This is a genomic window from Xanthomonas vasicola pv. musacearum NCPPB 4379 (assembly GCF_000277895.2).
Lineage (GTDB): Bacteria > Pseudomonadota > Gammaproteobacteria > Xanthomonadales > Xanthomonadaceae > Xanthomonas > Xanthomonas vasicola.
The window spans coordinates 1424224-1446305 of sequence record NZ_CP034655.1 but is presented as its reverse complement, the minus strand read 5'-3'; the positions used below and the strand labels follow the sequence as shown (position 1 = coordinate 1446305).

At 62.5% G+C, this 22082-nt stretch carries 19 protein-coding genes and 1 pseudogene; 7 read left to right on the top strand and 13 right to left on the bottom strand.

Annotated elements, in window-relative coordinates; translation table 11 throughout:
- The first annotated feature begins 63 nt into the window (after positions 1–63).
- The 3 genes from hslO to KWO_RS06755 all read left to right on the top strand — a co-directional run bounded on the left by hslO (position 64) and on the right by KWO_RS06755 (position 5041).
- Complete coding sequence (gene hslO / locus KWO_RS06765; protein ID WP_010368716.1) at positions 64–954, top strand: Hsp33 family molecular chaperone HslO; 891 nt, start codon at positions 64–66, stop codon at positions 952–954.
- Positions 955–1107: 153 nt separating this feature from the next.
- Positions 1108–1947: an XOO1806 family protein gene (locus KWO_RS06760; RefSeq protein WP_010368714.1), complete on the top strand. Its 840-nt coding sequence runs from the start codon at positions 1108–1110 to the stop codon at positions 1945–1947.
- A gap of 241 nt (positions 1948–2188) precedes the next feature.
- On the top strand, positions 2189–5041 hold the full coding sequence (locus KWO_RS06755) for a TonB-dependent receptor domain-containing protein (RefSeq protein ID WP_010375950.1): 2853 nt from the start codon (positions 2189–2191) through the stop codon (positions 5039–5041).
- 120 nt (positions 5042–5161) lie between these two features.
- Here the strand turns inward: KWO_RS06755 and KWO_RS06750 are convergent, their stop codons facing one another.
- Positions 5162–5773: a TetR/AcrR family transcriptional regulator gene (locus tag KWO_RS06750; RefSeq protein WP_010368710.1), complete on the bottom strand. Its 612-nt coding sequence runs from the start codon at positions 5771–5773 to the stop codon at positions 5162–5164.
- Between the two features lie 136 nt (positions 5774–5909).
- Between KWO_RS06750 and KWO_RS06745 the strand changes: the two genes are divergently transcribed.
- Entirely contained in the window at positions 5910–6833 is a 924-nt protein-coding gene (locus tag KWO_RS06745) for an alpha/beta fold hydrolase (RefSeq protein ID WP_010368707.1), read from the top strand.
- Positions 6830–9304 carry an acyl-CoA dehydrogenase gene (locus KWO_RS06740; RefSeq protein ID WP_017113320.1) on the top strand — a complete coding sequence of 825 codons (2475 nt, stop codon included), beginning with the start codon at positions 6830–6832 and terminating at the stop codon, positions 9302–9304. Before KWO_RS06745 ends, KWO_RS06740 begins: the two co-directional genes overlap by 4 nt.
- Before the next feature lie 400 nt (positions 9305–9704).
- On the opposite strand, the gene KWO_RS06730 is transcribed toward KWO_RS06740, so the two are convergent.
- Entirely contained in the window at positions 9705–10058 is a 354-nt protein-coding gene (locus tag KWO_RS06730) for a DUF1304 domain-containing protein (RefSeq protein WP_010368701.1), read from the bottom strand.
- Positions 10059–10373: 315 nt separating this feature from the next.
- Positions 10374–11736: pseudogene (locus KWO_RS06725) on the bottom strand (NTP/NDP exchange transporter).
- A gap of 334 nt (positions 11737–12070) precedes the next feature.
- On the opposite strand from KWO_RS06725, the gene KWO_RS06715 reads away from it, so the two are divergent.
- A complete protein-coding gene (locus KWO_RS06715) occupies positions 12071–13450 on the top strand; it encodes a serine hydrolase domain-containing protein (protein ID WP_033006580.1) in 1380 nt (459 codons plus the stop codon).
- Between the two features lie 527 nt (positions 13451–13977).
- The gene (locus tag KWO_RS22485; protein ID WP_010375964.1) at positions 13978–14151 is read left to right on the top strand and encodes a hypothetical protein; all 174 of its coding nucleotides are present in this window, start codon (positions 13978–13980) and stop codon (positions 14149–14151) included.
- 106 nt (positions 14152–14257) lie between these two features.
- Here KWO_RS22485 and KWO_RS06710 read toward each other — a convergent pair whose 3' ends face one another.
- The 10 genes from KWO_RS06710 to nudE form a co-directional block, all read right to left on the bottom strand.
- Positions 14258–14737, bottom strand: a complete 480-nt coding sequence (locus tag KWO_RS06710; protein WP_010368688.1) for a hypothetical protein — start codon at positions 14735–14737, stop codon at positions 14258–14260.
- Positions 14738–15173: 436 nt separating this feature from the next.
- Entirely contained in the window at positions 15174–15377 is a 204-nt protein-coding gene (locus KWO_RS22480) for a hypothetical protein (RefSeq protein ID WP_155282148.1), read from the bottom strand.
- 371 nt (positions 15378–15748) lie between these two features.
- Positions 15749–16144 carry a glycine cleavage system protein GcvH gene (gcvH, locus tag KWO_RS06700; RefSeq protein ID WP_010368686.1) on the bottom strand — a complete coding sequence of 132 codons (396 nt, stop codon included), beginning with the start codon at positions 16142–16144 and terminating at the stop codon, positions 15749–15751.
- A 137-nt stretch (positions 16145–16281) separates the two neighbouring features.
- Positions 16282–17391, bottom strand: a complete 1110-nt coding sequence (gene gcvT / locus KWO_RS06695; protein WP_017113317.1) for a glycine cleavage system aminomethyltransferase GcvT — start codon at positions 17389–17391, stop codon at positions 16282–16284.
- Between the two features lie 172 nt (positions 17392–17563).
- Positions 17564–17998, bottom strand: a complete 435-nt coding sequence (locus tag KWO_RS06690; RefSeq protein ID WP_010375969.1) for an NfeD family protein — start codon at positions 17996–17998, stop codon at positions 17564–17566.
- 3 nt (positions 17999–18001) lie between these two features.
- On the bottom strand, positions 18002–18967 hold the full coding sequence (locus KWO_RS06685) for an SPFH domain-containing protein (RefSeq protein WP_010375972.1): 966 nt from the start codon (positions 18965–18967) through the stop codon (positions 18002–18004).
- Positions 18968–19119: 152 nt separating this feature from the next.
- The gene (locus KWO_RS06680; protein ID WP_010375974.1) at positions 19120–19455 is read right to left on the bottom strand and encodes a YnfA family protein; all 336 of its coding nucleotides are present in this window, start codon (positions 19453–19455) and stop codon (positions 19120–19122) included.
- Positions 19452–20468 (bottom strand): nucleoside triphosphate pyrophosphohydrolase, encoded by a 1017-nt coding sequence (mazG, locus tag KWO_RS06675; RefSeq protein WP_010375976.1) that lies wholly within the window; start codon positions 20466–20468, stop codon positions 19452–19454. Before mazG ends, KWO_RS06680 begins: the two co-directional genes overlap by 4 nt.
- A gap of 244 nt (positions 20469–20712) precedes the next feature.
- Positions 20713–21513 (bottom strand): 3'(2'),5'-bisphosphate nucleotidase CysQ, encoded by an 801-nt coding sequence (gene cysQ, locus KWO_RS06670; protein ID WP_017113315.1) that lies wholly within the window; start codon positions 21511–21513, stop codon positions 20713–20715.
- Positions 21510–22058, bottom strand: a complete 549-nt coding sequence (gene nudE, locus KWO_RS06665; protein ID WP_010368671.1) for an ADP compounds hydrolase NudE — start codon at positions 22056–22058, stop codon at positions 21510–21512. Before nudE ends, cysQ begins: the two co-directional genes overlap by 4 nt.
- Between the last annotated feature and the right edge of the window lie 24 nt (positions 22059–22082).

Sequence of the window (22082 nt, the reverse complement as noted above, 5' to 3'; positions counted from 1 at the left end):
ACCTTCAATCCCGATGCCTGCCGCATTATCCGGCAACACGCGTCACTTACGTCCGATGTTTCCATGACCGATCACGATCAGCTTTCCCGTTTCCTGCTGCCCGCCGCCGGCGTGCGCGGCGTCCACGTGCGCCTGACCAAGGCCTGGCACGACATCCAGGGAGCCGCTGAGTACCCGCCTGCCGCGCGCCAATTGCTTGGCGAAGCGGCTGTGGCCGCTGCCCTGTTCACCGGCCACACCAAGGTCGACGGACGCCTTTCGGTGCAGTTACGCGGCAACGACACCTTGCGCACCCTGTTTGCCGAATGCACCGCCGCCGGCACCTTACGCGGCATCGTGCAGCTGGCTGACGGCGTCGATGCGCCGACTGATTTGCGCGAGCTGGGCGAAGCCGCCCTGTTGGCAATCACCATCGAAAACCCCGGCCTGGACCCGCGTGAGCCGCAGCGCTACCAGAGTCTTGTCGGCATGCAGGCACCGGACCTGGCCGAAGCCTTCGAAACCTATTTCCAGCAGTCCGAACAGCTACCGACGCGCCTGTTGCTGGCTGCAGGACCGGATCAGGCCGCCGGTCTGTTGTTGCAGAAGCTCCCCGGCGATGAAGGTGATAACGACGGCTGGACCCGAATCGGCGCCTTGTTCGACACCTTGGGCGCACCGGAGCTGCTCTCGGTGGCCGGCCAAGACCTGCTCCACCGCCTGTTCCACGAAGAAGAGCCGCAGTTGCTCGGCAGCAAGCCGCTCAGTTTCGGCTGCTCCTGCTCGCGCGAACGGGTCGCCTCGATGCTGCAATCGCTGGGCGAAGAAGAGGCACGCGCGGCCGCCGAGGCGACAGGCGAAGTCGAGGTGCGTTGCGAATTCTGCGGCCGTGAGTATCACTTTCCGTTGACCGCACTGGACGTACTTTTCAGCGCAGCGCAGCCGCTGCAGGAAGCGCCGGAAAGGTTGCAATAGATAACGATGGCGGTTGCGTTTGGGGGGACACAACCACTTGTTAAATAATCATAAAAGCCCTAGCATCCTACCTGCCCGTTCTCGGGAACTTAACAACTGCCGCTGGGTCTGACCTCTGGTATGCGACACCTACTGCGCCTCCCGCTAGCTTTGATGGTTGCCCTCGCGGCAGCCACAGGCGTGCACGCGCAGTCGGCACCTTCGCAACAGTTCCGCGAGAGCACCATCCTGCCGGTGTGGAACAAGGGCAGCGGCAAGGTCGAAGCCTTTCTGTACCTAGAGCCTACTGGCGAGCAGAAGGCCGGTGCCCGCTGGCACTTTGGCCGTAATTCGCTGGATGCAGCGTTCGGCCTGACCTCAGGCGACTCGCTGGGCCTGATCTGCAACAGCAGCCGCGGCACCAATATCAATGGACTGGCCAGCCATTGCCTGCTTGCAGGCATTGGCGATGATGAAGAAGACAGCGCCGCCGCATCGCGCCGCGTCTCCGGCACGCTGGGTTTCAATCGCGGCGGCGCTCGCGTTGGCGTCACCGCCGCTACCGGTCGCGACACCCTGCCGGCCTGGCTCATTGGCGCCGGCAAGGCCCCACTGACCCGCGTCGAGCAGAACGATCTAACCGTTTTCGGCCAGAAAAACATTGGCCGCGAAGGCTTCGTCTCGATCGGTGGCACCTACGCCCGGGCACGACTGGTACCGTTGGCCGACGTCTCACCCGCGATCGCAGACCAGTGGGACACCAAGACACTTAGCGTGGGTGGCGGCTACGGCGCCTTCAGCGCCAACGTCATTGGCCGCGTCGTCGATGTGCCCGGTCAGCCCGAAAAATGGGAAGGCCTCGGCCTGGGCCTGACCTGGCGCACCCCCTGGAGCGGCCAGCTCACCGTCGGTGCCGAGAACGTCATCTCCCGCGGCAAGAACCCGTTCGCACCAAGCAACGAGAGCAACAGCGACGGGACCGTGCCGTATGTCAGATACGAGCAAGACCTGTAAGTCACTGATTCCATTAATTTCTCCAAACGCCACCGGCTTGCAGCCGGTGGCGTTTTTCGTTGTAGATCGTCCGCTCGACCACTGCCTTCACAACTCTCTTCTTTTTCATTAACGGGACTTTAATTTCTGTCGCAACGCATATACCATCGGTTCACCCTGACGTTTTGGATCCGCTTCTTTCGGAACCCCCGCCAGGCAAACAACCCTTGGCAGTACCCAAGATCACTTGGAGAGAGAGCTAATGAATTGCAAGTCCAACAAGCTGCGCGATGCAGTTGTCCTCGCGCTTGTCGTGAGCGTGGGCGGTCCCGGTACCGCCATCGCCCAGGAAACCGGTGCAACCAACCTCGACAAGATCGAGGTGACGGGTTCGCGCATCAAGCGCGCTGACGTCGAAACATCGCAGCCGGTTTTCAGCATGAGCCGTCAGCAGATCGAGTCGCAGGGTTTGACCTCGATCGGCGATGTGATCCAGAACATCGCAACCAATGGTTCCGCGCTAAACACTAACGTCAACAATGGCGGCAACGGCGAAACTCGCGTCAACCTGCGTAACCTTGGCTCCAACCGCACCCTGGTGCTGGTCAATGGTCGCCGCTGGGTTGGTGGCACTGGCCTAGGTGGTGCGGTCGACCTCAACACGATTCCGACTGCTGCTGTCGAGCGCATCGAAGTCCTGAAAGACGGCGCCTCGACCATCTATGGTTCGGATGCGATCGCCGGCGTTGTCAACATCATCCTGCGCCAGAACTTCGATGGCGCGGAGGCGAACGCTTACTTTGGTCAGTACGATAAGGGTGATGGTAGCCGCGAATCCTACGACTTCACGATTGGCTCGACCGGCGACCGCTGGCACGCCACCCTGGGCGTGGGCTACGTCAAGGAAGAGGCGGTCTGGGCAGGCAATCGCGAGATTTCCTCCGTCCCGGTTTTCGGCGCTGTTCCCCGTACCGGCAACAGCACGACCATTCCAGGTGGACGTTTTGGCATTTTCGGATCGACTGGTCCGGACCCCACTACCGGCGCACCGACGTTCGGCGCAACCCGCTTCAATAGCACGCCCGGCTTCTCGATCACCACCGATGGTGGCACCACATCACGTAGCTACACCGCGGCCGATAGCTATAACTTCGCACCCGCGAACTACTTGGTGACGCCGCAGGAGCGCAAGTCGGTATTCGCTGATGCTGGCCTGTCGATCACCGACAATGTCCGTTTCAAGACGACTGTCACTTATAACGAACGCGAATCGACGCAGGTGCTTGCACCGATGCCGATCGTCCTCGGTCGTTCGGCGCCCGGCACCAACGGTGCTGACATCGTCATTTCAGCCGCAAACATTTACAACAACACCGGCCGCGACATCGACTATATCCAGTATCGCGCTGAGGAAACCGGCGGCCGTATTTTTACCCAAAACGTGAAAACGTTCGGCTTCAACGGTGCATTCGAAGGTGACTTTGAAGTTGGCCAGCGCTTCTTCAGTTGGGAAGCAGGCATGTTTTACGGCAAGAACGACCAGACCGAGCGCACCACTGGCCTGTTCAACATTTCGGCGCTGCGTAACGCCCTCGGCCCTTCGTTCGTCGACGCTTCCGGTACGGCGCGCTGCGGCACCGCAGCAAGCACCATCGATGGCTGCGTTCCGATGGACATGCTCCACGGGCCGGGTTCGCTCACTCCGGAAATGCTGGGTTACGCCGGTTTCAATGCCCATGACCTTTATGGCTATGAACAAAAGACTTACTACGGCAACGTCGGCGGCGAACTCTTCGATATGCAGGGAGGCGCGTTCGCTTTCTCGTTGGGTGTCGAGCACCGCGAAGAATCCGGTTTCGACGATCCGGATGCACTGATCAATTCCGGCGATACGACCGGCAACGCGCGCACCGCCACCAGTGGTGGTTACAAGCTTGACGAAGCCTATCTGGAATTGGCCGTGCCGCTTCTCGCCGATCTGCCGGGCGCTCAGCTGCTGGACTTCAGCTTGGCTACCCGTTATTCGGACTACAGCAACTTCGGCGACACCACCAACAGCAAGTTCGGTTTCCGCTGGAAGCCGATCACTGACTTGATGATCCGCGGTAACTGGTCGCAAGGCTTCCGTGCCCCCTCGATCAGCGAATTGTTCCAGGGCGTCAGCGATACGTTCGAGGACGTTCGCGATCCTTGCGCAGGCTCGTACGATACTGGCGCAGTGAATACTTCACGTCCTGGCTCTTGCGGTTCGGTGCCGGCCTATGCGCAAGCGAACCCGCAGGTCCGTACCGCGACGGGTGGAAACCAGCGTTTGAAGCCTGAAACGTCCACCTCCAAGACGTTGGGCTTTGTTTTCAGCCCGGGCTGGGTGACCGGCCTAGATGTTTCGCTCGATTGGTGGAACATTCAGATCGAAGATGCGATCGACACTCAGACCGTGCAAGAAACGCTCAACAGCTGCTACTTGGCTGGCGTGGCGAACTCCTGCTCCCTCATCCAGCGTGAAGCCACCGGCGAAATTTCGAACCTGCTGGCAGTACCGAACAACATCGCCAGGATTGAAGCAGAAGGCTACGACCTTACTATTGGTTATCGCCTGCCCGATACGGCCTGGGGCAACTTCAGCTTCGTTTGGGATTCCACTTACCTCAGCAAGTTCGTGGTTGAGAAGCCGCTTCAGGATCCTGAAACGCGCGTTGGCTTGTATAGAGGCGGCTCGGCTCAGGATAATAACTGGCGCATCCGCTCCAACCTGATGGCCAACTGGGAGCTGGGCGACATCGGCAGCTCCGTTGCGATGCGTTACTATAGCTCTCAGGTCGAGAACTGCACCGGCGCCAACGTCAGCAACCCGGTCAACATTGGCCTGCTCTGCTCGGATCCGAATCGCGTCACCAGTGCAGGTGCAGCACCTCGCAACCACATCCCAAGCGTCACCTATACCGATATCAGTGCGTACTGGAAGGCGCCGTGGAATGCGCGTGTGACGGTCGGCGTCAACAACGCGTTCGATCGGGATCCGCCGCAATCTGCTACGGCTTTTGCTAATAGCTTCGATCCGCAGTACGAAGTTCCGGGTCGCTTTTATTACATGCGCTATACCCAGAAGTTCTGATAAGCGATTTAGAAAAAAGCAGTAATCAAAAAGGCCGCGATTCGAAAGAATCGTGGCCTTTTCGTTAGTTCCCCCTCTCTTAAAGACATCTCGTGGGCGCTGCTACGCATGCCGAATTACTCACCCCGGAATCAACGTCTGAATCACATGCTCAACATAGGCTTCGAAATCTTCGCGGGCCTGCTTGGGCTGTTGCAATTGCAGTGAAAGCTGCAAAAAGCCGACGTAGGCGGCGTACGCCAGGCGGGCGCGGTGTTGGGCGTCGGTGCGAGAGAGGCCGGCCTGACGGAAGGAGGCGATGAGGTAATCGAGGCGGCGTTGCGAGACGCGGTCGATGACCGGGCGTACGGCGGGGTGGTCGAGTGCCTTGAGCAGTTCGCTGTAGATGACGTGCGGTTTGACTTCGTGGGCAACCAGCTGGAACAACGCGCGTAAGCGTGCGCTGGGGTCGGGAACGTCTTCCAGACTGCCGAACACTTCTTTTTGCTCGAAGATTTCCCAGCGCTCAAGGGCGGCCTGCAGCAGCGCGTCGCGCGAGGGGAAGTGCCAGTAAAAGCTACCTTTTGTGACGCCGAGCCGGCGTGCCAGCGGCTCGACTGCAACCGCGCCCACGCCTTGTTCGGCAATCAGGTCGAGCGCGGCCTGTGCCCAATCGTCCGCGCTAAGGCGGTTGCCGCGACCAGAGCTGGCGCGGGGCGTGGTGAGGCTGGAGGAGTCGATGGTGTCGTTCATAGCGCGATTTAACCATACGCTTGAGTCAGTTGCAGTATGCATCACGTAATTGACATACAAGCGCCACGATTCAATGGCTTAACCGTCCATACGACTGAGTATTGACAACCCCCGGCATGCGACCATACCATTAAGTATGGTCATTTCACTCGCTAGCCTCGCCCCCATTGCGTCAGTGTCCAGCGTCAACACTGGTGATGCTGTGCTTGCCGTGTCGATGCGGGGGGCCGAACACGCGCCGTCGGTATTGTTCGCGCATGGCTTCGGACAGACCCGACATGCCTGGGAAGCCACTGCCACGACGCTGGCTGAAAAGGGCTACCGCACCCTGTCATACGACGCGCGCGGGCATGGCGACTCGAGCGTCAATGCTGCGGACCTGCCCTACTCGGCAACGCAATTCACCGACGATCTGATCGTGCTGGCCGGCGAGCAGCCCGAGCCACCGGTGCTGGTTGCCGCGTCGATGGGGGGGTTGTTCGGGTTACTGGCGGAAGCGCGCTGGCCGGGACTGTTCCGCGCCATCGTGCTGGTCGACATCACGCCTCGCTGGGACACCACCGGTGTAGAGCGCATCCTGCGCTTCATGACCGCGCATCCGGACGGCTTCGCATCGCTGGATGCAGCCGCAGATGCGATCGCTGCATATCTGCCGCACCGCCCGCGCAAAACGGCAAGGCAATTGCAGGCATTGCTGCGGCAGCGCGCCGATGGGCGTTGGTCCTGGCACTGGGATCCACGTTTGGTCGACGAGCTAGCCGGCCAGGACGCCCAGCTACAGCAGCGTGCGTTGCTGGATGCGGCAGCACAGGTGCGTTGCCCGATGTTGCTCATCAGCGGCGGACGCAGCGATCTGGTGACGCCAGCCAACATCGCCGAATTCCTCTCCATCGCGCCGCATGCGCAGCATGTGCATCTGCCCGATGCCACGCACATGCTGGCAGGCGACGACAACACCACATTTACCGCCACCGTGTTGCATTATCTGGACGCACTGCCGGCGGCTTGCACCATCGCAGCGTCCAACACTACCGAGCATGTCACTGGAGCAAGACCATGAGCATCATTGCACCGTTCCTCCTCGTCATCCTGGCGGCGGGTATCGCTGCCTATCACCGGATGCGCCTTGCCACGTGGGTTGCGATCAGCGCCTGTGTGCTGGTGGCGTGCTGGCTGCTGGGTGCCAATCTCACCGCCACCATCGTGGCCGCCGCACTGGTGGTGCTGGTCTCCGCACCTGTGCTGCTGCCGTTCCTGCGCAAGCCGCTGCTGACCACGCCGCTGATGGGCTTCTTCCGCAAGGTGCTGCCGCCGCTGTCGCAGACCGAGCGCATCGCCCTGGAAACCGGCTCGGTCGGTTTCGAAGGCGAGCTGTTCACCGGCGATCCGGATTGGCAGAAGCTACTGAACTATCCCAAGCCGGAACTCACCGCCGAAGAGCAGGCCTTCCTGGATGGCCCGGTGGAAGAGCTATGCAAGATGATCAACGACTGGGAAATTACCCATGTCCACGCCGACCTGCCGCCGGAGCTCTGGGACTTCATCAAGAAGAACAAGTTCTTCGGCATGATCATTCCCAAGCAGTACGGCGGGCTTGGTTTCAGCGCGCTGGCGCACCACAAGGTGATCCAGAAGCTGTCCTCGATCTCCAGCGTGGTCAGCTCCACCGTCGGCGTGCCCAACTCGCTCGGCCCCGGTGAGCTGCTGCTGCACTACGGCACCCCCGAGCAGAAAGACTATTACCTGCCACGCCTGGCGGTCGGTGCGGAAGTGCCGTGTTTCGGCCTGACCGGTCCGTTCGCCGGCTCCGATGCCACCTCGATTCCGGACTACGGTATCGTCTGCAAGGGCGAGTGGAATGGCGCCAACGTGTTGGGCGTCAAGCTAACCTTCGACAAGCGCTACATCACCCTGGCACCGGTCGCTTCGCTGATCGGCCTGGCGTTCCGCGCCTACGATCCGGACGGTCTGATCGGCGACAAAAAGGACATCGGCATCACCCTGGCGCTGCTGCCGCGCGAAACCCCCGGCGTGGAAATCGGCCGGCGCCACTTCCCGCTGAATTCGCCGTTCCAGAATGGCCCAATTCATGGCGAAGAGGTGTTCATCCCGCTGAGCCAGCTGATCGGTGGCGTGGAGATGGTTGGCAAGGGCTGGAACATGCTCAACGAGTGTCTGGCTGTTGGCCGCTCGATCACCCTGCCCTCCACCGCCAGCGGCGGCAGCAAGGCCGCTGCGGTGGTCACCGGTGCGTACGCGCGTATTCGCAAGCAATTCGGCCTGTCGGTCGGCCGTTTCGAGGGCGTGGAAGAAGCACTGGCCCGTATCGGCGGCAAGGCCTATGCCATCAGTGCGTTGTCGCAGGCCACCGCCGCGGCGGTGGATCGCGGCGACGTGCCGTCGGTGCCGTCGGCGATCGCCAAGTACCATTGCACCACGATGGGCCGCGAAGTCGTGAGCGACATGATGGACGTGATCGGCGGCAAGGGCATCATCCTGGGGCCGCGCAACTTTGCCGGCCGCGCCTGGCAGGCCGCGCCGATCGGCGTGACTGTGGAAGGCGCCAACATCATGACCCGCAGTCTGCTGATCTTCGGCCAGGGCGCCATCCTGTGCCATCCGTGGGTGTTGAAGGAAATGCAGGCCGCGCAGGATCCCGATATCCGTCGTGGTCTGGAAGCGTTCGACCACAATCTGTTTGGTCACATCCGCTTCGGTATTTCCAACGCTGTGCGCTCGTTCTGGTTCGGCCTGACCGGTGCGCGCATCGGTGCGGCGCCGGGTGATGCGTACACCCGCCGCTTCTTCCGCAAGCTGGATCGTTATTCGGCCAACCTGGCGTTGATGGCCGACGTGTCGATGCTGATGCTGGGCGGCAAGCTGAAGTTCAAGGAGTCCCTGTCCGGTCGCCTGGGCGATGTGCTGAGCCATATCTACCTGACCAGCGCCATCCTCAAGCGTTACCACGACGAGGGGGCGCCGGCGAGCGATCAACCGTTGCTGGCCTGGGCCTTCCACGACAGCGTGCACAAGATCGAAACCGCACTGTCGGCCGCGCTGCGCAACTTCCCGATCCGTCCGGTCGGCTGGTTGATGTGGGTGCTGATCTTCCCGCTGGGCCGTCGTGCCGAAGCGCCTGGCGACCGTCTGGGCCATCGTGTGGCTTCGCTGTTGATGACGCCGAACGAAGCGCGCGACCGTTTGGCACAGGGCGTGTTCCTGACTCCGTGCGCCAACAATCCGGGTGGCCGCATCGCCAGCTACCTGACCAAGGCAGTGATGGCCGAGCCGGTGGAGCGCAAGTTCCTCAAGGCACTCAAGACCAAGGGCATCGAAGCACTGGAGTTCCCGGCGCAGCTGGACGAAGCCGTGGCCGAAGGCGTGATCAGCATGGAAGAGCGCAAGCTGCTCGAAGAACTGCGCGAGATCATGATGGACACCATTACCGTAGACGACTTCGATCCGCATGAGTTGCGTGCGGCCAGCTTCTACGACAAGCCGCAGGCACAGCAGCCACGCGAAGCCGCGTAAGGCTTGCGCCAGGCTCACAGCAGCGGACGACGGCGAGCTTCGGCTCGCCGTCGTTGTTTGTGGGGACGGGTGTTGATGCTGGCGCAACTACCGGCAGCATTCACAATGTCCTGCGCCGCCTGCAGCGCACAGGCGATGGCATTCCCTAGCGGATAACCGGTGGCCCGACCCGCCGTGATCGCACGCAGGCGATTGAAGCGGTTGTGGTCGCGGCAGGAAGAAACACCCTGGCTACGTGGCCCACCTTCGCCCCTTGTCAGGCGAGTACGCATCGGCACAACGCGTGGCTGCCCTGCGCACGCCGTCCGCTGAGACTCGCTAGCTTGCGATGGGCTAAGAGTGACGCTTCATCGCGGGCATGCCCGCTCCTACGCGCAGCGAACATCCTGCCGCGGGTAGGTCAGCGCGGCAGCCACACCAGCGCCAGGGCAATCAATGCCGGCAGCGCCTGCACGAAGAAGATGCGGCGGTTGACGCTGTAAGCGCCATAGCAACCTGCCACCACCACACAGCCCAGGAAGAAGCTCAGCACGTCGGCGCGCGCGGCCAGTGCACCCCAGAACAGGCCAGCGGCCAGGAAGCCGTTGTAGAGCCCCTGGTTGGCTGCCAGCACGCGGGTGGCCTGCGCCTTCTCTAGGCTATTGCGGAAGGTCTTCAAGCCCAGCGGGTGTGTCCACAACACCATTTCCAATACGAGGATGTAGACGTGCAGCAGTGCGACGCACAGGCCGGCAATGATGGCGAACAGGGGCATGGCAGAGCGCCTTGGCAAAGAGTGGCACCAGCATAGCCGCGATTGCGCTCGTGCTGTTCGGCACGCCTGGACTATGGCGCAGGAACATTCGCTTCATCGCTGCTGGCGTGAGAAGCAATCCATGTGCCTGACCGATGCCAGGCCGTAACGCCGTGCCTCGGCATGCCCTCAGTGCTCAGCCCCTGCCGCCTGGTGCTCCGCACGCGACGCATCTCCCGTGCAATGCATCCGGCAGGTTGTTGCTGCAGTTCCGTTCCGAAGTACACGCCAACGGCTCACCCGACAACCAATCGCCACGTTCTGCTGCTGCCGCATTCAATCGGCAACGCGTTTGTCCGTGCCCACATCGCGCTCTGCAGGTAGCTTGCGTGCTTCGCGTAGCAGGCCGAACGCGCCAACCGTCATGCCGGTCGCCACGAGCAGCCCGACACCGAACACCGCACTGGAACCGAACGCAGACACCAGCTTGTGCACCCAGACAAAGGTGAGATCGCCACCTCGATAGACCACCGTGTCGATCGCCGCGCCGGCCTTGTAGCGCCACTCGCGATCCACCCGCGTGTACAGCGTCTCGCGTGCGGGCTTGGCCAGTGCGAACTCGCTGGAGCGCGTAATCACCTGCACGATCGCAATCATCATCGGCAATGGCGACGCCGCCAGCACCGCATAGCCCAGCATGATCGCCACACCTGGGATCAACAACGCCGGCGCGATGCCGAAGCGCGATAGCAGCGCGCGCGTCACTAGCAATTGCAGCACCAGCGCCAGTGCGTTGATCGCCAGATCGATGCTGGAGTAATACGCGGTGGCCGCCGCTGCGTCTGTGTAAAGCCGCCGCACCAGCGCTGCCTGCTCGTTATAGAGCAAGGTACCAACGCCCACGCCGAACAACACCATGAAGGCCAGCCAGCGCAGCAGCGGCTCACGCACGATGAGTGTGGAGACCACCGAGCACGTCGCCGCCCATCGGCACTTCGCCGGAGCTCAGCTGGCGCTCCTGTTCGCGCGCAACCGCCCACAGCCGCAAACGCAACACGCACGCCACGCACACGGTTAAAAACCCGGCCGACACCAACATCAGATGCGCAATGCCGATGCGCTCCACCAGTGTGCGGGTGAGAATTGGTCCGACAAACGCGCCCAGGGTGCCGGCCGCACCGATATAACCGTAATAGCTACGCGCTTCGGCATTGCTGAAGACATCGGCCATGAAGCTCCAGAACACCGCCACCGCAAACAGGTTGAAGACCGTCACCCACAAGAAGAACGCCATGCCGCGGCCTGGCACGCCACTGTCGAACAACACGTAGAACAGCAGCAAGGTCGCGATGAAAAAGCCGTACACCATCGGCAGGAACACCCGCCGCGGATAGCGGCTGACCAGCGCGCCGTAGACCGGCTGCAGCAGCACCATGATCAGAAAGGTGCAGGTAAACAGCACCTGCAGGGTGAAGTCCTTGAGCGGCATGCCGCGCGCGGCGAAGAACGCGATCATGTCAGTGGGAAACAGCGTCTCCACATCGGCCGAGGCACCCATCGCTTCGCGCACCGGGCGCAACACGTAGTAGCCACTGAGCAGGCAGAAAAAGTAGAGAAACGACCACGCCAAAGGCGGCGAGCTTCGCAGCGCGGCGCTCAAACGGCCAGCCGCAGATTGCGGCGTCGAGGAATTAGTCATCGTGTAACGGCCGCCCGCACAAGCGGGCCCGACGGCAAGGACATGGCAGCGGCAGCACCCGCGAAAGAAGCGCGCAAGTTAGCCGATGCGAGGCGGCGCCACCAGCGCACAGGCGCAGCACGCTGCGTGCCAGGTGACCTCCGCACCGGCACGCTGCTTGCAGCAGGCTAGTGGACCAGCGCGTAGCGACGCTTCGGCGGCACCGGAATATTCGATTTCTGAATCTAAAATCATCAATAGGATCAATACGATGCCCATTCATCTTCCGGCAGTTTGTGCTATTGCAAAGCGCGGCGCTAGAATCGCCGGAGGCAGCGGAACAGGCGGGACAACCATGACAGAAATGCGCACGCGCCGACGGTTCCGACCGTTGGCTATCGGGCTGTTCGGGGCGTTATTGCCCCTGGCCCTCTCCTCCACCGCGCAGACACCCGCGCCCACCGCCGCTGCGTTGCAGGCGGCCACTGCGGCGCAGTCGCCCACCGCACCGTTGCCCTATCGCACCTCGCTGCCGGCCAACCAGGTGTTGGCACCTGCCGCCGGCTTCGACGTGGCGGCATTCGAGTCGATGGCAGAACAGTTGACCTACGGCAACCGCGTGCCCGGGATGGCCATGGCCATCGTGCAGGGCGGCAAGGTGCTCAGCGCGCGCGGCTATGGCGTCACCGACGTCAATCATCCGCAGCCGGTCGATGGCCACACCGTATTTCGTCTGGCCTCGTTGTCCAAAGCCTTCGCCGGCACCATGGCCGGCCTGCTGGTCAACGATGGCGTGCTGCGCTGGGACAGCAAGGTGGTCGACTACGTGCCGGGCTTCCAGCTCAGCGACAACGTGGCGACCCGTCAGCTCACGGTTGCCGAAGTGCTCAGCCATCGCGCCGGCCTCACCCGCAATGCCTACGACCGCGATATCGAATCCAACGTTGACTACTACTCGCTCAGCCACAAGCTGGCGGCTGCACCGCTGCGCTGCGCACCGGGCGATTGCTACGCGTATCAGAACGTTGCCTTCAGCCTGGTCGGCGATGTGGTGTTCGCCGCATCGGGCAGCTTCTACGAGCAATCGGTAGAGCGCCGCATCTTCAAGCCGCTGGGCATGAACGATGCCAGTATGGGTCTGGCCGGTATCCAGGCCAGTCCGCACTGGGCCCGCCCGCACGTGCGCAGCCGCAATGGCTGGGTGTCGCTGACGCCCAAGCCGACCTACTACCGCCTTGCCCCGGCTGCGGGCGTCAACGCCAGCGCCAGTGACATGGCGCAGTGGCTGCTCGCGCACACCGGTCATCGCACCGACGTACTGCCTGCGCCGCTGCTGGCAACGCTGCACGCGCCGTTGATTTCCACGCCGGGCGAAATGCGCTCCGGTTGGCGCCATGAGCGTGTAGACGCTGCCAGCTACGCCTTGGGCTGGCACGTGTTTGATTACGCCGGCCATCAAGTGGTGTTCCATGCCGGTGCGGTGCAGGGTTATCGCGGCCTGGTCGCGTTGCTGCCGGAGCGCGACCTAGGTATTGCGATCCTGTGGAACGGCGAAAGCGGCCTGCCCTCGGGCATGCTGCCGACCATCCTGGACCGCGCACTGGGCCTGCCGGCGAAGCGTTGGTTGGACATCGATGTGGACAGTGACTTCGGCAGCGAGAACATGCTGGCAGAGAAGCCCGACCCGGCTGGCAAGGGCGCGTCCTCCGGCAAATCGGTGGCCTCGCCGCGCTGAGTAAACGTACTGCACTGACCTCATGTCGGTGGGTGTAGACAAAGGCGGCTTCGGCCGCCTTTGTTGTTTCTGCGTATCCGATGCACATCGGTCGGCTTACGGAAGGCGTGCCCCTTGAGCGCGGTAGAGCAATGCTGTGGACGATCAATACGCTCGGGTCTTTGGCTGCCGTAAATAGCCCGTTGCCAGCAGCTGTGCAGCTGAGCAAACCGGTTCGACAGGCTGAGGAAGAGACTCTAGTCGTCAGCGCTGGGTCTCGCTGCTTGATCCGCAGCACGGTCTCTACCCTCCGACCCGATGCCTTGCCGACACTTTTTCAATTCAGTCGAACCTGCATCGCGTAGCGCGCAGCGGCGCTTTGCGTCGTCCCTTCTTATCGCCTCTTGCCGTCGTGCCAAGGCACTGGTGCAGTGGCCTGAGCTTGGTCGGAAGAGTCAAACAATTTCGCGGCAGCATCCACGCCGCCGGCCGGCATGCCATTGGCGGCACAGTGCCGAGAACTTGGAAAACAGTGCGGAGAACCTGGAATGAGCCACGTCGCTTCGATGATGAAACCTGCGCCGCCTGCCGGCGAGCAACACTCCACGCTCGTTCGAGACGCGCAGTTCTTCGGGGTCATCCACAGTGCCCGCACCACGCCGATGTCCAGGCTGCGTTCCGGGCCGCAGGCGTTGGGCCAGCCGCAGGCTACACCGACCTAGCCACGCGCCGCACTGACCACGCCAGTGCCAGGCACATAAAAAAGCTCCCTCCCCGCTGGGCGTCGGGGAGAGAGCTCGATGTTTACGGCGATCGGGTATTACAAGATCAGATCAGCGGTGCCGGGGTTGCGGGCAGCGCGACCGGAGCGGCCTTCTTCTTGCGAGCGGCCGGCTTCTTCTTGGCGACCTTCTTCACTGCAGGCTTCTTGGCAGCGGTTTTCTTGGTAGCGGACTTCTTGGTCGCCTTCTTCGCTACTGCCTTTTTGGCGGTCTTCTTGACGGCTTTCTTGGCGGTCTTCTTCACTGCCTTCTTAGCGGCAGTCTTCTTGGTCGCCTTCTTTGCAGTCTTCTTCACTGCCTTCTTGGCGGCAGTTTTCTTGGTTGCCTTCTTCGCAGTCTTCTTCACTGCCTTCTTGGCGGTTGCCTTCTTTGCAGTCTTCTTGACGGCCTTCTTGGCAGCAGTCTTCTTCACTGCCTTCTTAGCGGTTGCCTTTTTGGCGACCTTCTTGACGGCCTTCTTGGCGGCAGTCTTTTTCACAGCCTTTTTGGCGGTGGGTTTCTTTTTCGCAGCTTTTGCAGTGGCCATGTAATTGGCTCCTCGTCAGTGAACTATGGAGTTGTAACGCCCAGTTGAACCAAACCCCACAACGGCATGCCGTCGTCGGGAACCGTCCGCAGGTAATGCGCGACGGAACGGATACAGAAACACCCGCATCGAGCGGCGACACGGGTGCGTAGTCGGAACGACAGCTGCTTTCTTGGAGAGAAGCGGGCCCGACTCCACCGTGGTTATCGTTTCGGTGGACATCCGGAACAAGCTTGTCGGCGCGATGTCGATTCTGCTCACTCTCTTCAGCAGCAATGTCTGCTGGGCGAAACCTAATCACGCTTTTTTTTACTGTCAACACTCTTTCGCATTTTTTTTTTGCCAGGCATCGCCGCGTGCCGCATCCAGGGCAGCGAAAGACCGTGTGCGCCGGCGTACAGGCCTGACCAAAAAGCATATTCGCCCAACAGCGTTTTCAAAAAAGCACTTCTTTTCCGCTGTTTTTTTTTAGCAGTGCGCCTTCGCAACCGCTTGAGCGCTTCAATGGCACGCTAGCGAAACCGGTGCGGAGGCACTGCTTGCCGCCTGTCCGCCAGCTGAAAATTTTTTTTCCCACGGCTGCACTTCCGAGGTCGCATGAGCAGAAATGCGCAAACTTATTGCGCGCTTCGATCGCCATGCATGCGTCCGCGCGCATCGACTACGGCATGCATCGCATCCATCGTCGAAGGAACGCGACGGGCAACTCATCGGAAAATTTTTCACCGAGTGCACGCCAGACCCTCACGAACGACTCACGTCAGAAATCCGGCGCATGCAGGTAATGAGCACTGGATGCAGGTTCGATCGTTGCCGCCAACACGCGCGCCGTATCGACGTGCGACCAGCGGCATCGCCGTCGACAGACCAAACGACACGCCTCTATCTCAGACCCCACGTCCGGCGCGCGTGGCATGACCGCACCGAGGTCGTGCATCGAGAGCGACAGCGCGCCAAAAAAAATGGCCGCTCTGAGAGCGGCCATCGGATGTTGGCAGCAGCGAAACCTGATCAGTGATCGTCGTCTTCGAGCAGCTCGGCATAGGCGTCCGGGTCCAGCAGGTCGTTGAGCTGTTCCTTGTCGTCGATCTCGACGACGAAGATCCAACCCTCGCCATAGGCATCTTCGTTGATGGTTTCCGGCTTGTCGCTCAACGCACTGTTGACCTCGACGACGGTGCCGCTGACCGGACTGTAGACGTCGGAGGCAGCCTTGACCGATTCCACCACCGCAGCGCCGTTGCCGACCTGCACGGTGTCGCCGACGCCCGGCAGTTCGACGTAAACCAGGTCACCCAGCAAGCCCTGCGCATGGTCGGAAATACCAACGGTCACGCGGCCGCTGCTTTCGACGCGGGCCCACTCGTGGGATTTGAGGAACTTGAGGTCGCCAGGGATCTCGCTCATGGGTGTGCTCCGGGAAGGATAAGGGTTGGGGACAGGCGGCTAGTTTAGACCGCGCGACAAGACAGGTGCACGCGGCGGTGTGGTGGTGATGCGGAAGCACAAGCAGCAGCGTGCACGGAATGCACGCGCCGCACGATTCAGTCGCCCAGGACGCCGGGCTGCGCCTGGCCATCGCGCACGAACGGAAACTTCACCGCGCGCAACGGCACCTGCTTGCCACGGATGTCCACCTGCAGCTGCTCGATGCTGCCGGCCGGCACGCGCGCGAAGGCGATCGCCTTGCCGAGCGTCGGCGAGAACGTGCCCGAGAGAATCTCGCCTTCGCCGCTGGCGGTGAGCACGGTCTGTCCATGCCGCAGCACGCCCTTCTCGTCCATCACCACACCGATCAGCTGACGCGGTGCGCCCTGCGCCTTTTGTGATTCGAGCACGCTGCGGCCGATGAAATCGCGACCTTCGTCCAGGGCAATCGTCCAGGCCAGCGCAGCCTCGTACGGGGTAACTGCATCGTCCATGTCCTGGCCGTAAAGATTCATGCCCGCTTCAAGACGCAAGGTGTCACGTGCGCCCAGACCTGCCGGCTTGACGCCTTGCGTGAGCAATGCATTCCAGAACGCAACGGCGGCGTCCTGCGGCAAGACGATTTCGAAACCGTCTTCGCCGGTGTAGCCGGTGCGCGCAAGAAATAAGTCGATGCCATCACGCGAATGTGTCTGCAGCGCTGAGAAACGGCCGAGCTTGCTCGCCGCTGCGGTGTCGGCCGGATCCAGCAGGTCGATGACCTTGGCGCGTGCGTTGGGGCCTTGCACGGCAATCATCGCGAAGTCGCTGCGCTCTTCCACGCGCACGTCGAAGCGTGCGGCCTGCTCGCCGATCCACTGCAAGTCCTTTTCGCGGGTGGCGGCGTTGACCACCAACCGGAAGAAGTCTTCGCTCATGTAATAGACGATGAGGTCGTCGATCACCCCACCCTGCGGATTGAGCATGCAGGTGTACAGCGCCTTGCCGGAGACCTTGAGCTTGTCCACAGAGTTGGCGAGCAGGTAGCGCAGGAATTCGCGCACGCGCGCGCCGTGCAGGTCGACCACGGTCATGTGGCTGACGTCAAACATGCCGGCGTCGCGGCGCACCTGGTGGTGCTCGTCCAACTGCGAGCCGTAATGGATCGGCATATCCCAACCGCCGAAGTCGACCATCTTGGCGCCGAGCGCACGATGGGTGTCGTTGAGGATGGTCTTTTGGGTCATGAGCGCCGGTCCGAGGAAAGGCCCCATTATCGCCGGCCTGCCGCGCTTGGGGGAACGGCGTGCGCGCAGCAGCGCGTTTGCACTGATTGGAGGCCATTGACGCAGCGCGATGCTACGCCGTGCTGCAACAATGCTTGCACGGACAAGGCGGCGCGTGCCCTGCCCGCGCTCCTCAACTGGCCGGCTGCACCAGCAAGGTCATGCCATCGACACCGACGATGCGCACCGGCGTGCCGGCCGGCAGATCGGGACCTGCGACCACACACAACGCATCATCGACCTTGGCGCGCCCGCGACCATCCTGGATGGCCTGATCGAGCAGCACGCGACGGCCGATCAACTGCTCGGCGCGTCGATTGAGCAACGGGCGATCGCTCTCGCGGCCCTTGCCGCGAAACCAGGTGCGATACACCTGCACCGAGACGAAGCTGAGCACCACGAAGGCCACGATCTGTACCAGCAACGCGATGTCCGGCAATACCAGCACCAACACGCACACCGCTGCGGCCGCGATCCCCATCCACAGCAGGAAGGCACCCGGCACTAGAGTTTCGGCCGCAATCAGCAACAGCGCCAGCACTGCCCAGATCGCCACATCCCAGCGCATCGCTCAGGCTCCTGGGCGCGGCGGTATCGGCGGCACGCGCACGGCAGGTGCGTCGGGCTTGCCGATCGCTTCCTTGGCCAACTCGGCGATACCGGCGATCGAGCCGATGATGCCGCTGGACTCCATCGGCATCAGCACGAACTTCTGGTTGGGCGCGGTGGCCAGCGCCTTGAACGCTTCCACATACTTCTGTGCGACGAAATAATTGATCGCCTGCACACTGCCGTTGGCGATCGCATCGGACACCACCTGGGTGGCGCGTGCCTCGGCTTCGGCCAGACGTTCGCGCGCTTCGGCGTCGCGGAAGGCGGCTTCCTTGCGGCCTTCGGCCTCAAGCACGGCGGCCTGTTTCTCGCCATCGGCGCGCAGGATTTCCGATTGACGCGAACCTTCGGCTTCAAGGATCTGCGCACGCTTTTCGCGCTCGGCCTTCATCTGCCGCGCCATCGAATCGATCAGGTCGCGTGGCGGTTGGATGTCGCGAATCTCGATCCGCGTGACCTTGATGCCCCACGGATTGGTGGCCTGGTCGACCACACTGAGCAACTGCGCATTGATGGTTTCGCGCTGACTGAGCGATTCGTCCAGATCCATCGAACCGATCACGGTGCGGATATTGGTCTGCACCAGCGCAATCGAGGCGATCTCCAGATTGGACACCTCATAGGCGGCCTTGGCGGCATCCAGCACCTGGAAGAACACCACCCCGTCCACGCGCACCACCGCGTTGTCCTTGGTGATGACGTCCTGGCTGGGCACATCCAGCACCTGTTCCATCATGTTGATCTTGCGGCCCACGCCATAGACCACCGGCACCAGAAAGTGCAGCCCCGGGCTCATGGTGTGGGTGTAGCGGCCGAAGCGCTCCACCGTCCACTGGTAGCCTTGCGGCACCATGCGCACGGTCTTGAACAAGACAATGACGCCTGCAACCAGCACGACGATGGCAAGAAAAGAAGTCGGAAACATATGCAGCCCCTTGCGTGTAGTGGATCTATCCTTGCCTGAGTATGCCTCAGCACTCCCGGTGCCTACTGCCAGCCATGTGCATGACAGGCGCCACCACTGCGGGCGGCGGCTTGGGCAACACCGGCAACGTGCGCACGTTTGCGCGAGCGCAGTCAGGCGCTGCGTGGCGCGAACATGATGATCGCCATGCCGCACAGGCAACAGGCGGCGCCGAGCAGATCCCAGCGCGTCGGCGTGACGCCATCCACCCACCACAACCACAGCAACGCGCTGGCGATATAGACGCCGCCATAGGCCGCATACACGCGACCGCTGGCTTCCGGATGCAAGCTCAACAGCCACACGAAGATGGCAAGGCTCAGCGCGGTGGGCAGCAGCAACCACACGCTGCCACCGTTGCGCAGCCATAGATAAGGAAGGTAGCAACCGACCAGCTCGGCGAGCGCCGTCGCGGCAAACAGCAGCAGCGTGGTCGGCGCGGTGCTCATGCGGGACGCGGCGTGTTGGAGTCCAGATCATCGGTAGAAGCTGGATGCGCGTCCGCGCTGTGGGCAGCTGGCTTCCCAACGGCAGGATTGCCCACGTCAGACTTATTAAACGCATCCTCGGACACTGGCGTGTGCGAGGCGAATGCGCTGCTCGCGGAACTCTCGACTGCCGAACTGTTGATGGCCGACGCCTCACCGCTACGCTCGTTACGCTTCACCTGTTGCCACAGCGCTTCCTGCTCACTCAGCGACAACGCGTTCAACGCGGTGCCGGCCGCATGCGCCTGCGCTTCCATCGCACGGAAGCGACGTTCAAATTTGAGGTTGGCGTGCCGCAGCGCGGCGCCGACATCGACCTTGGCATGCCGCGCCAGATTGGCGCAGACGAACAACACATCGCCCAGTTCGTCTTCCAGCCGGGCCTGGTTGTCGGCCACCGGGCCACGCGCGAATTCCACACGCAGCTCTTCGATTTCTTCCTGCAGTTTTTCCAGCACCGGCATCGGGCCAGGCCAATCGAAACCGACCCGCGCCGCACGCGACTGCAGTTTGGTGGAGCGCTGCCATTCCGGCAGCCCACGCGCGATGCCGGCGAGTGCGGAGTCGTCCTGGTTGCCGGCAGCACGACGCTCTTCGCGCTTAATCTGCTCCCAGTTGGCGCTCACCGCCTGTGCATCGGGCGCCTGTTGCGCAGCGAACACATGCGGGTGGCGACGCACCAGTTTGTCGCTGAGCGTGGCGACCACGTCGGCGAAGCCAAACGCCCCCTGCTCGGCCGCCATTTGCGCATGGAAGACCACCTGCAGTAACAGGTCGCCCAGCTCATCGCGCAGGCCAGCCAAGTCGTTGCGGTCGATCGCATCGGCCACTTCGTAGGCTTCTTCGATGGTGTACGGCGCGATGCTGGCGAAGGTCTGTTCTACATCCCACGGGCACCCGTGTTCGCGATCGCGCAGGCGCGCCATCAACTGCAACAGCTGCTGGATGTCGCCGGTCGGCGGGGTCTGAGACATCGTGTGTTCCTGGAACTTTTAAGAATGAGTGCGCTAGCGGCGGCCTATCGCACGCGCTGCGATGTCATCGCGTGCTGCAGCGCGACCCGGCATACAACCGCGCGCCGGTACCGAAGTGTACCTGTCAGGTCATCCGCATCTTGCGCAGCCAGGAGTGGCCGCAGCAAACCAACGCATGCGCGGCAGCGCGGCAGCGCGGCGTGCCAGCAGCGCAGTTTCGCGCGCCGTCCTCCACGCACGCCGCTCACGCCAACCAATCGCGCCAGGGAAGATTGGGATCGCCCAGTGCGATGAAGTCGCCGTTGAGCAAGGTATCGCGGCGGTTGTAGCGGAACGGTTTGCCGCTGCCGCCGGCCAGCAACACGCCGCCGGCCGCATGCAACACGCACTGGCCGGCGGCGGTGTCCCATTCGGAGGTGGGGCCGAAGCGTGGATACACGTCCAGGTCGCCTTCGGCAATGCGGCAGAACTTCAACGACGACCCTTGCGCCACCACGTCGATCTCGCCCATGCGCTCCAGCGCGGCGGTGGTGCGCGCGTCGCGGTGCGAACGGCTAGCAGCCACCCGCAACGGCGTCGCCGCCGGGGTGCGGGTGTGCAGCATCTCGTCGCGGTCGCCATCGCGGCGGAAGGCGTTCTCGCCGCGTGCGGCGTACCAGACCCGCCCATCGACCGGTGCCTGCACCACCCCGAGCACCGGCGCGCCCATATGGATGAGTGCGATGTTGACGCTGAACTCGCCATTGCGCTTGACGAACTCGCGGGTGCCATCGAGCGGGTCGACCAGCCAGTAGCTGGTCCAGTACTGGCGTTCTCCCCAGGCCACGTGCGCGGATTCTTCCGAGAGCACCGGTACGTCCGGAGTGACCCGGCGCAGGCCTTCGACGATGACGCGGTTGGCGGCAAGGTCAGCCTGGGTCAGCGGGCTGGCGTCGTCCTTGATCTCCACCGCGAAGTCCTGCGCGTAGACCTCCATGATCGCAGCGCCGGCATCGCGCGCGATGGCGATCACGGTTTCGCGCAGTTCCATCGGAATGCGGATCATGGGTTGCGCTCCAACCACTCGCGCGCAATGAACAAGGCGGCCAGCGAGCGGCCTTCGGAGAAATCTTCGCGCAGCATCAATTCGTCCAGACGTGCGATCGGCCACGGCACCACGTCCATCTCTTCCGGCTCGTCGCCGACCAGGCGCTCGGGGTAGAGGTCGCGTGCCAGCACCAACCAGGATTGGTGACTCATATAAGTAGGAGCAAGCGTCATCGCACGCAGCACCTGGACCTGGCGCGCGCCGTAGCCGGCTTCTTCCTTGAGCTCGCGGTCGGCGGCGTGCTCAGGGGTTTCGCCGGCGTCGATGCGGCCCTTGACCAGACCCAGCTCGTAGCGATGCACGCCGGCGGCATATTCGCGCACCAGCAGCACGGTTTGCGCATCGAGCATCGGCACCACCACCACGGCCCCATGACCCTGGCTGAGTTGACGTTCGTAGATGCGGCGCTCGCCGTTGGAAAATTCCAGATCCAGTTGCTGGCGACGGAACGGCCCGTCGCCCAGATCGGTGATCTTGTGGATGATCGGCAGGCGCGAGCTCATGCGTCGCACGCAGCCGCGGAGCGG

Coding starts and splice junctions, on each gene's coding strand:
- hslO (WP_010368716.1), top strand. CDS start 64: ATGACCGATCACGATCAGCTTTCCCGTTTCCTGCTGCCCGCCGCCGGC.
- KWO_RS06760 (WP_010368714.1), top strand. CDS start 1,108: ATGGTTGCCCTCGCGGCAGCCACAGGCGTGCACGCGCAGTCGGCACCT.
- KWO_RS06755 (WP_010375950.1), top strand. CDS start 2,189: ATGAATTGCAAGTCCAACAAGCTGCGCGATGCAGTTGTCCTCGCGCTT.
- KWO_RS06750 (WP_010368710.1), bottom strand. CDS start 5,773: ATGAACGACACCATCGACTCCTCCAGCCTCACCACGCCCCGCGCCAGC.
- KWO_RS06745 (WP_010368707.1), top strand. CDS start 5,910: ATGGTCATTTCACTCGCTAGCCTCGCCCCCATTGCGTCAGTGTCCAGC.
- KWO_RS06740 (WP_017113320.1), top strand. CDS start 6,830: ATGAGCATCATTGCACCGTTCCTCCTCGTCATCCTGGCGGCGGGTATC.
- KWO_RS06730 (WP_010368701.1), bottom strand. CDS start 10,058: ATGCCCCTGTTCGCCATCATTGCCGGCCTGTGCGTCGCACTGCTGCAC.
- KWO_RS06715 (WP_033006580.1), top strand. CDS start 12,071: ATGACAGAAATGCGCACGCGCCGACGGTTCCGACCGTTGGCTATCGGG.
- KWO_RS22485 (WP_010375964.1), top strand. CDS start 13,978: ATGAGCCACGTCGCTTCGATGATGAAACCTGCGCCGCCTGCCGGCGAG.
- KWO_RS06710 (WP_010368688.1), bottom strand. CDS start 14,737: ATGGCCACTGCAAAAGCTGCGAAAAAGAAACCCACCGCCAAAAAGGCT.
- KWO_RS22480 (WP_155282148.1), bottom strand. CDS start 15,377: ATGGCGATCGAAGCGCGCAATAAGTTTGCGCATTTCTGCTCATGCGAC.
- gcvH (WP_010368686.1), bottom strand. CDS start 16,144: ATGAGCGAGATCCCTGGCGACCTCAAGTTCCTCAAATCCCACGAGTGG.
- gcvT (WP_017113317.1), bottom strand. CDS start 17,391: ATGACCCAAAAGACCATCCTCAACGACACCCATCGTGCGCTCGGCGCC.
- KWO_RS06690 (WP_010375969.1), bottom strand. CDS start 17,998: ATGCGCTGGGATGTGGCGATCTGGGCAGTGCTGGCGCTGTTGCTGATT.
- KWO_RS06685 (WP_010375972.1), bottom strand. CDS start 18,967: ATGTTTCCGACTTCTTTTCTTGCCATCGTCGTGCTGGTTGCAGGCGTC.
- KWO_RS06680 (WP_010375974.1), bottom strand. CDS start 19,455: ATGAGCACCGCGCCGACCACGCTGCTGCTGTTTGCCGCGACGGCGCTC.
- mazG (WP_010375976.1), bottom strand. CDS start 20,468: ATGTCTCAGACCCCGCCGACCGGCGACATCCAGCAGCTGTTGCAGTTG.
- cysQ (WP_017113315.1), bottom strand. CDS start 21,513: ATGATCCGCATTCCGATGGAACTGCGCGAAACCGTGATCGCCATCGCG.
- nudE (WP_010368671.1), bottom strand. CDS start 22,058: ATGAGCTCGCGCCTGCCGATCATCCACAAGATCACCGATCTGGGCGAC.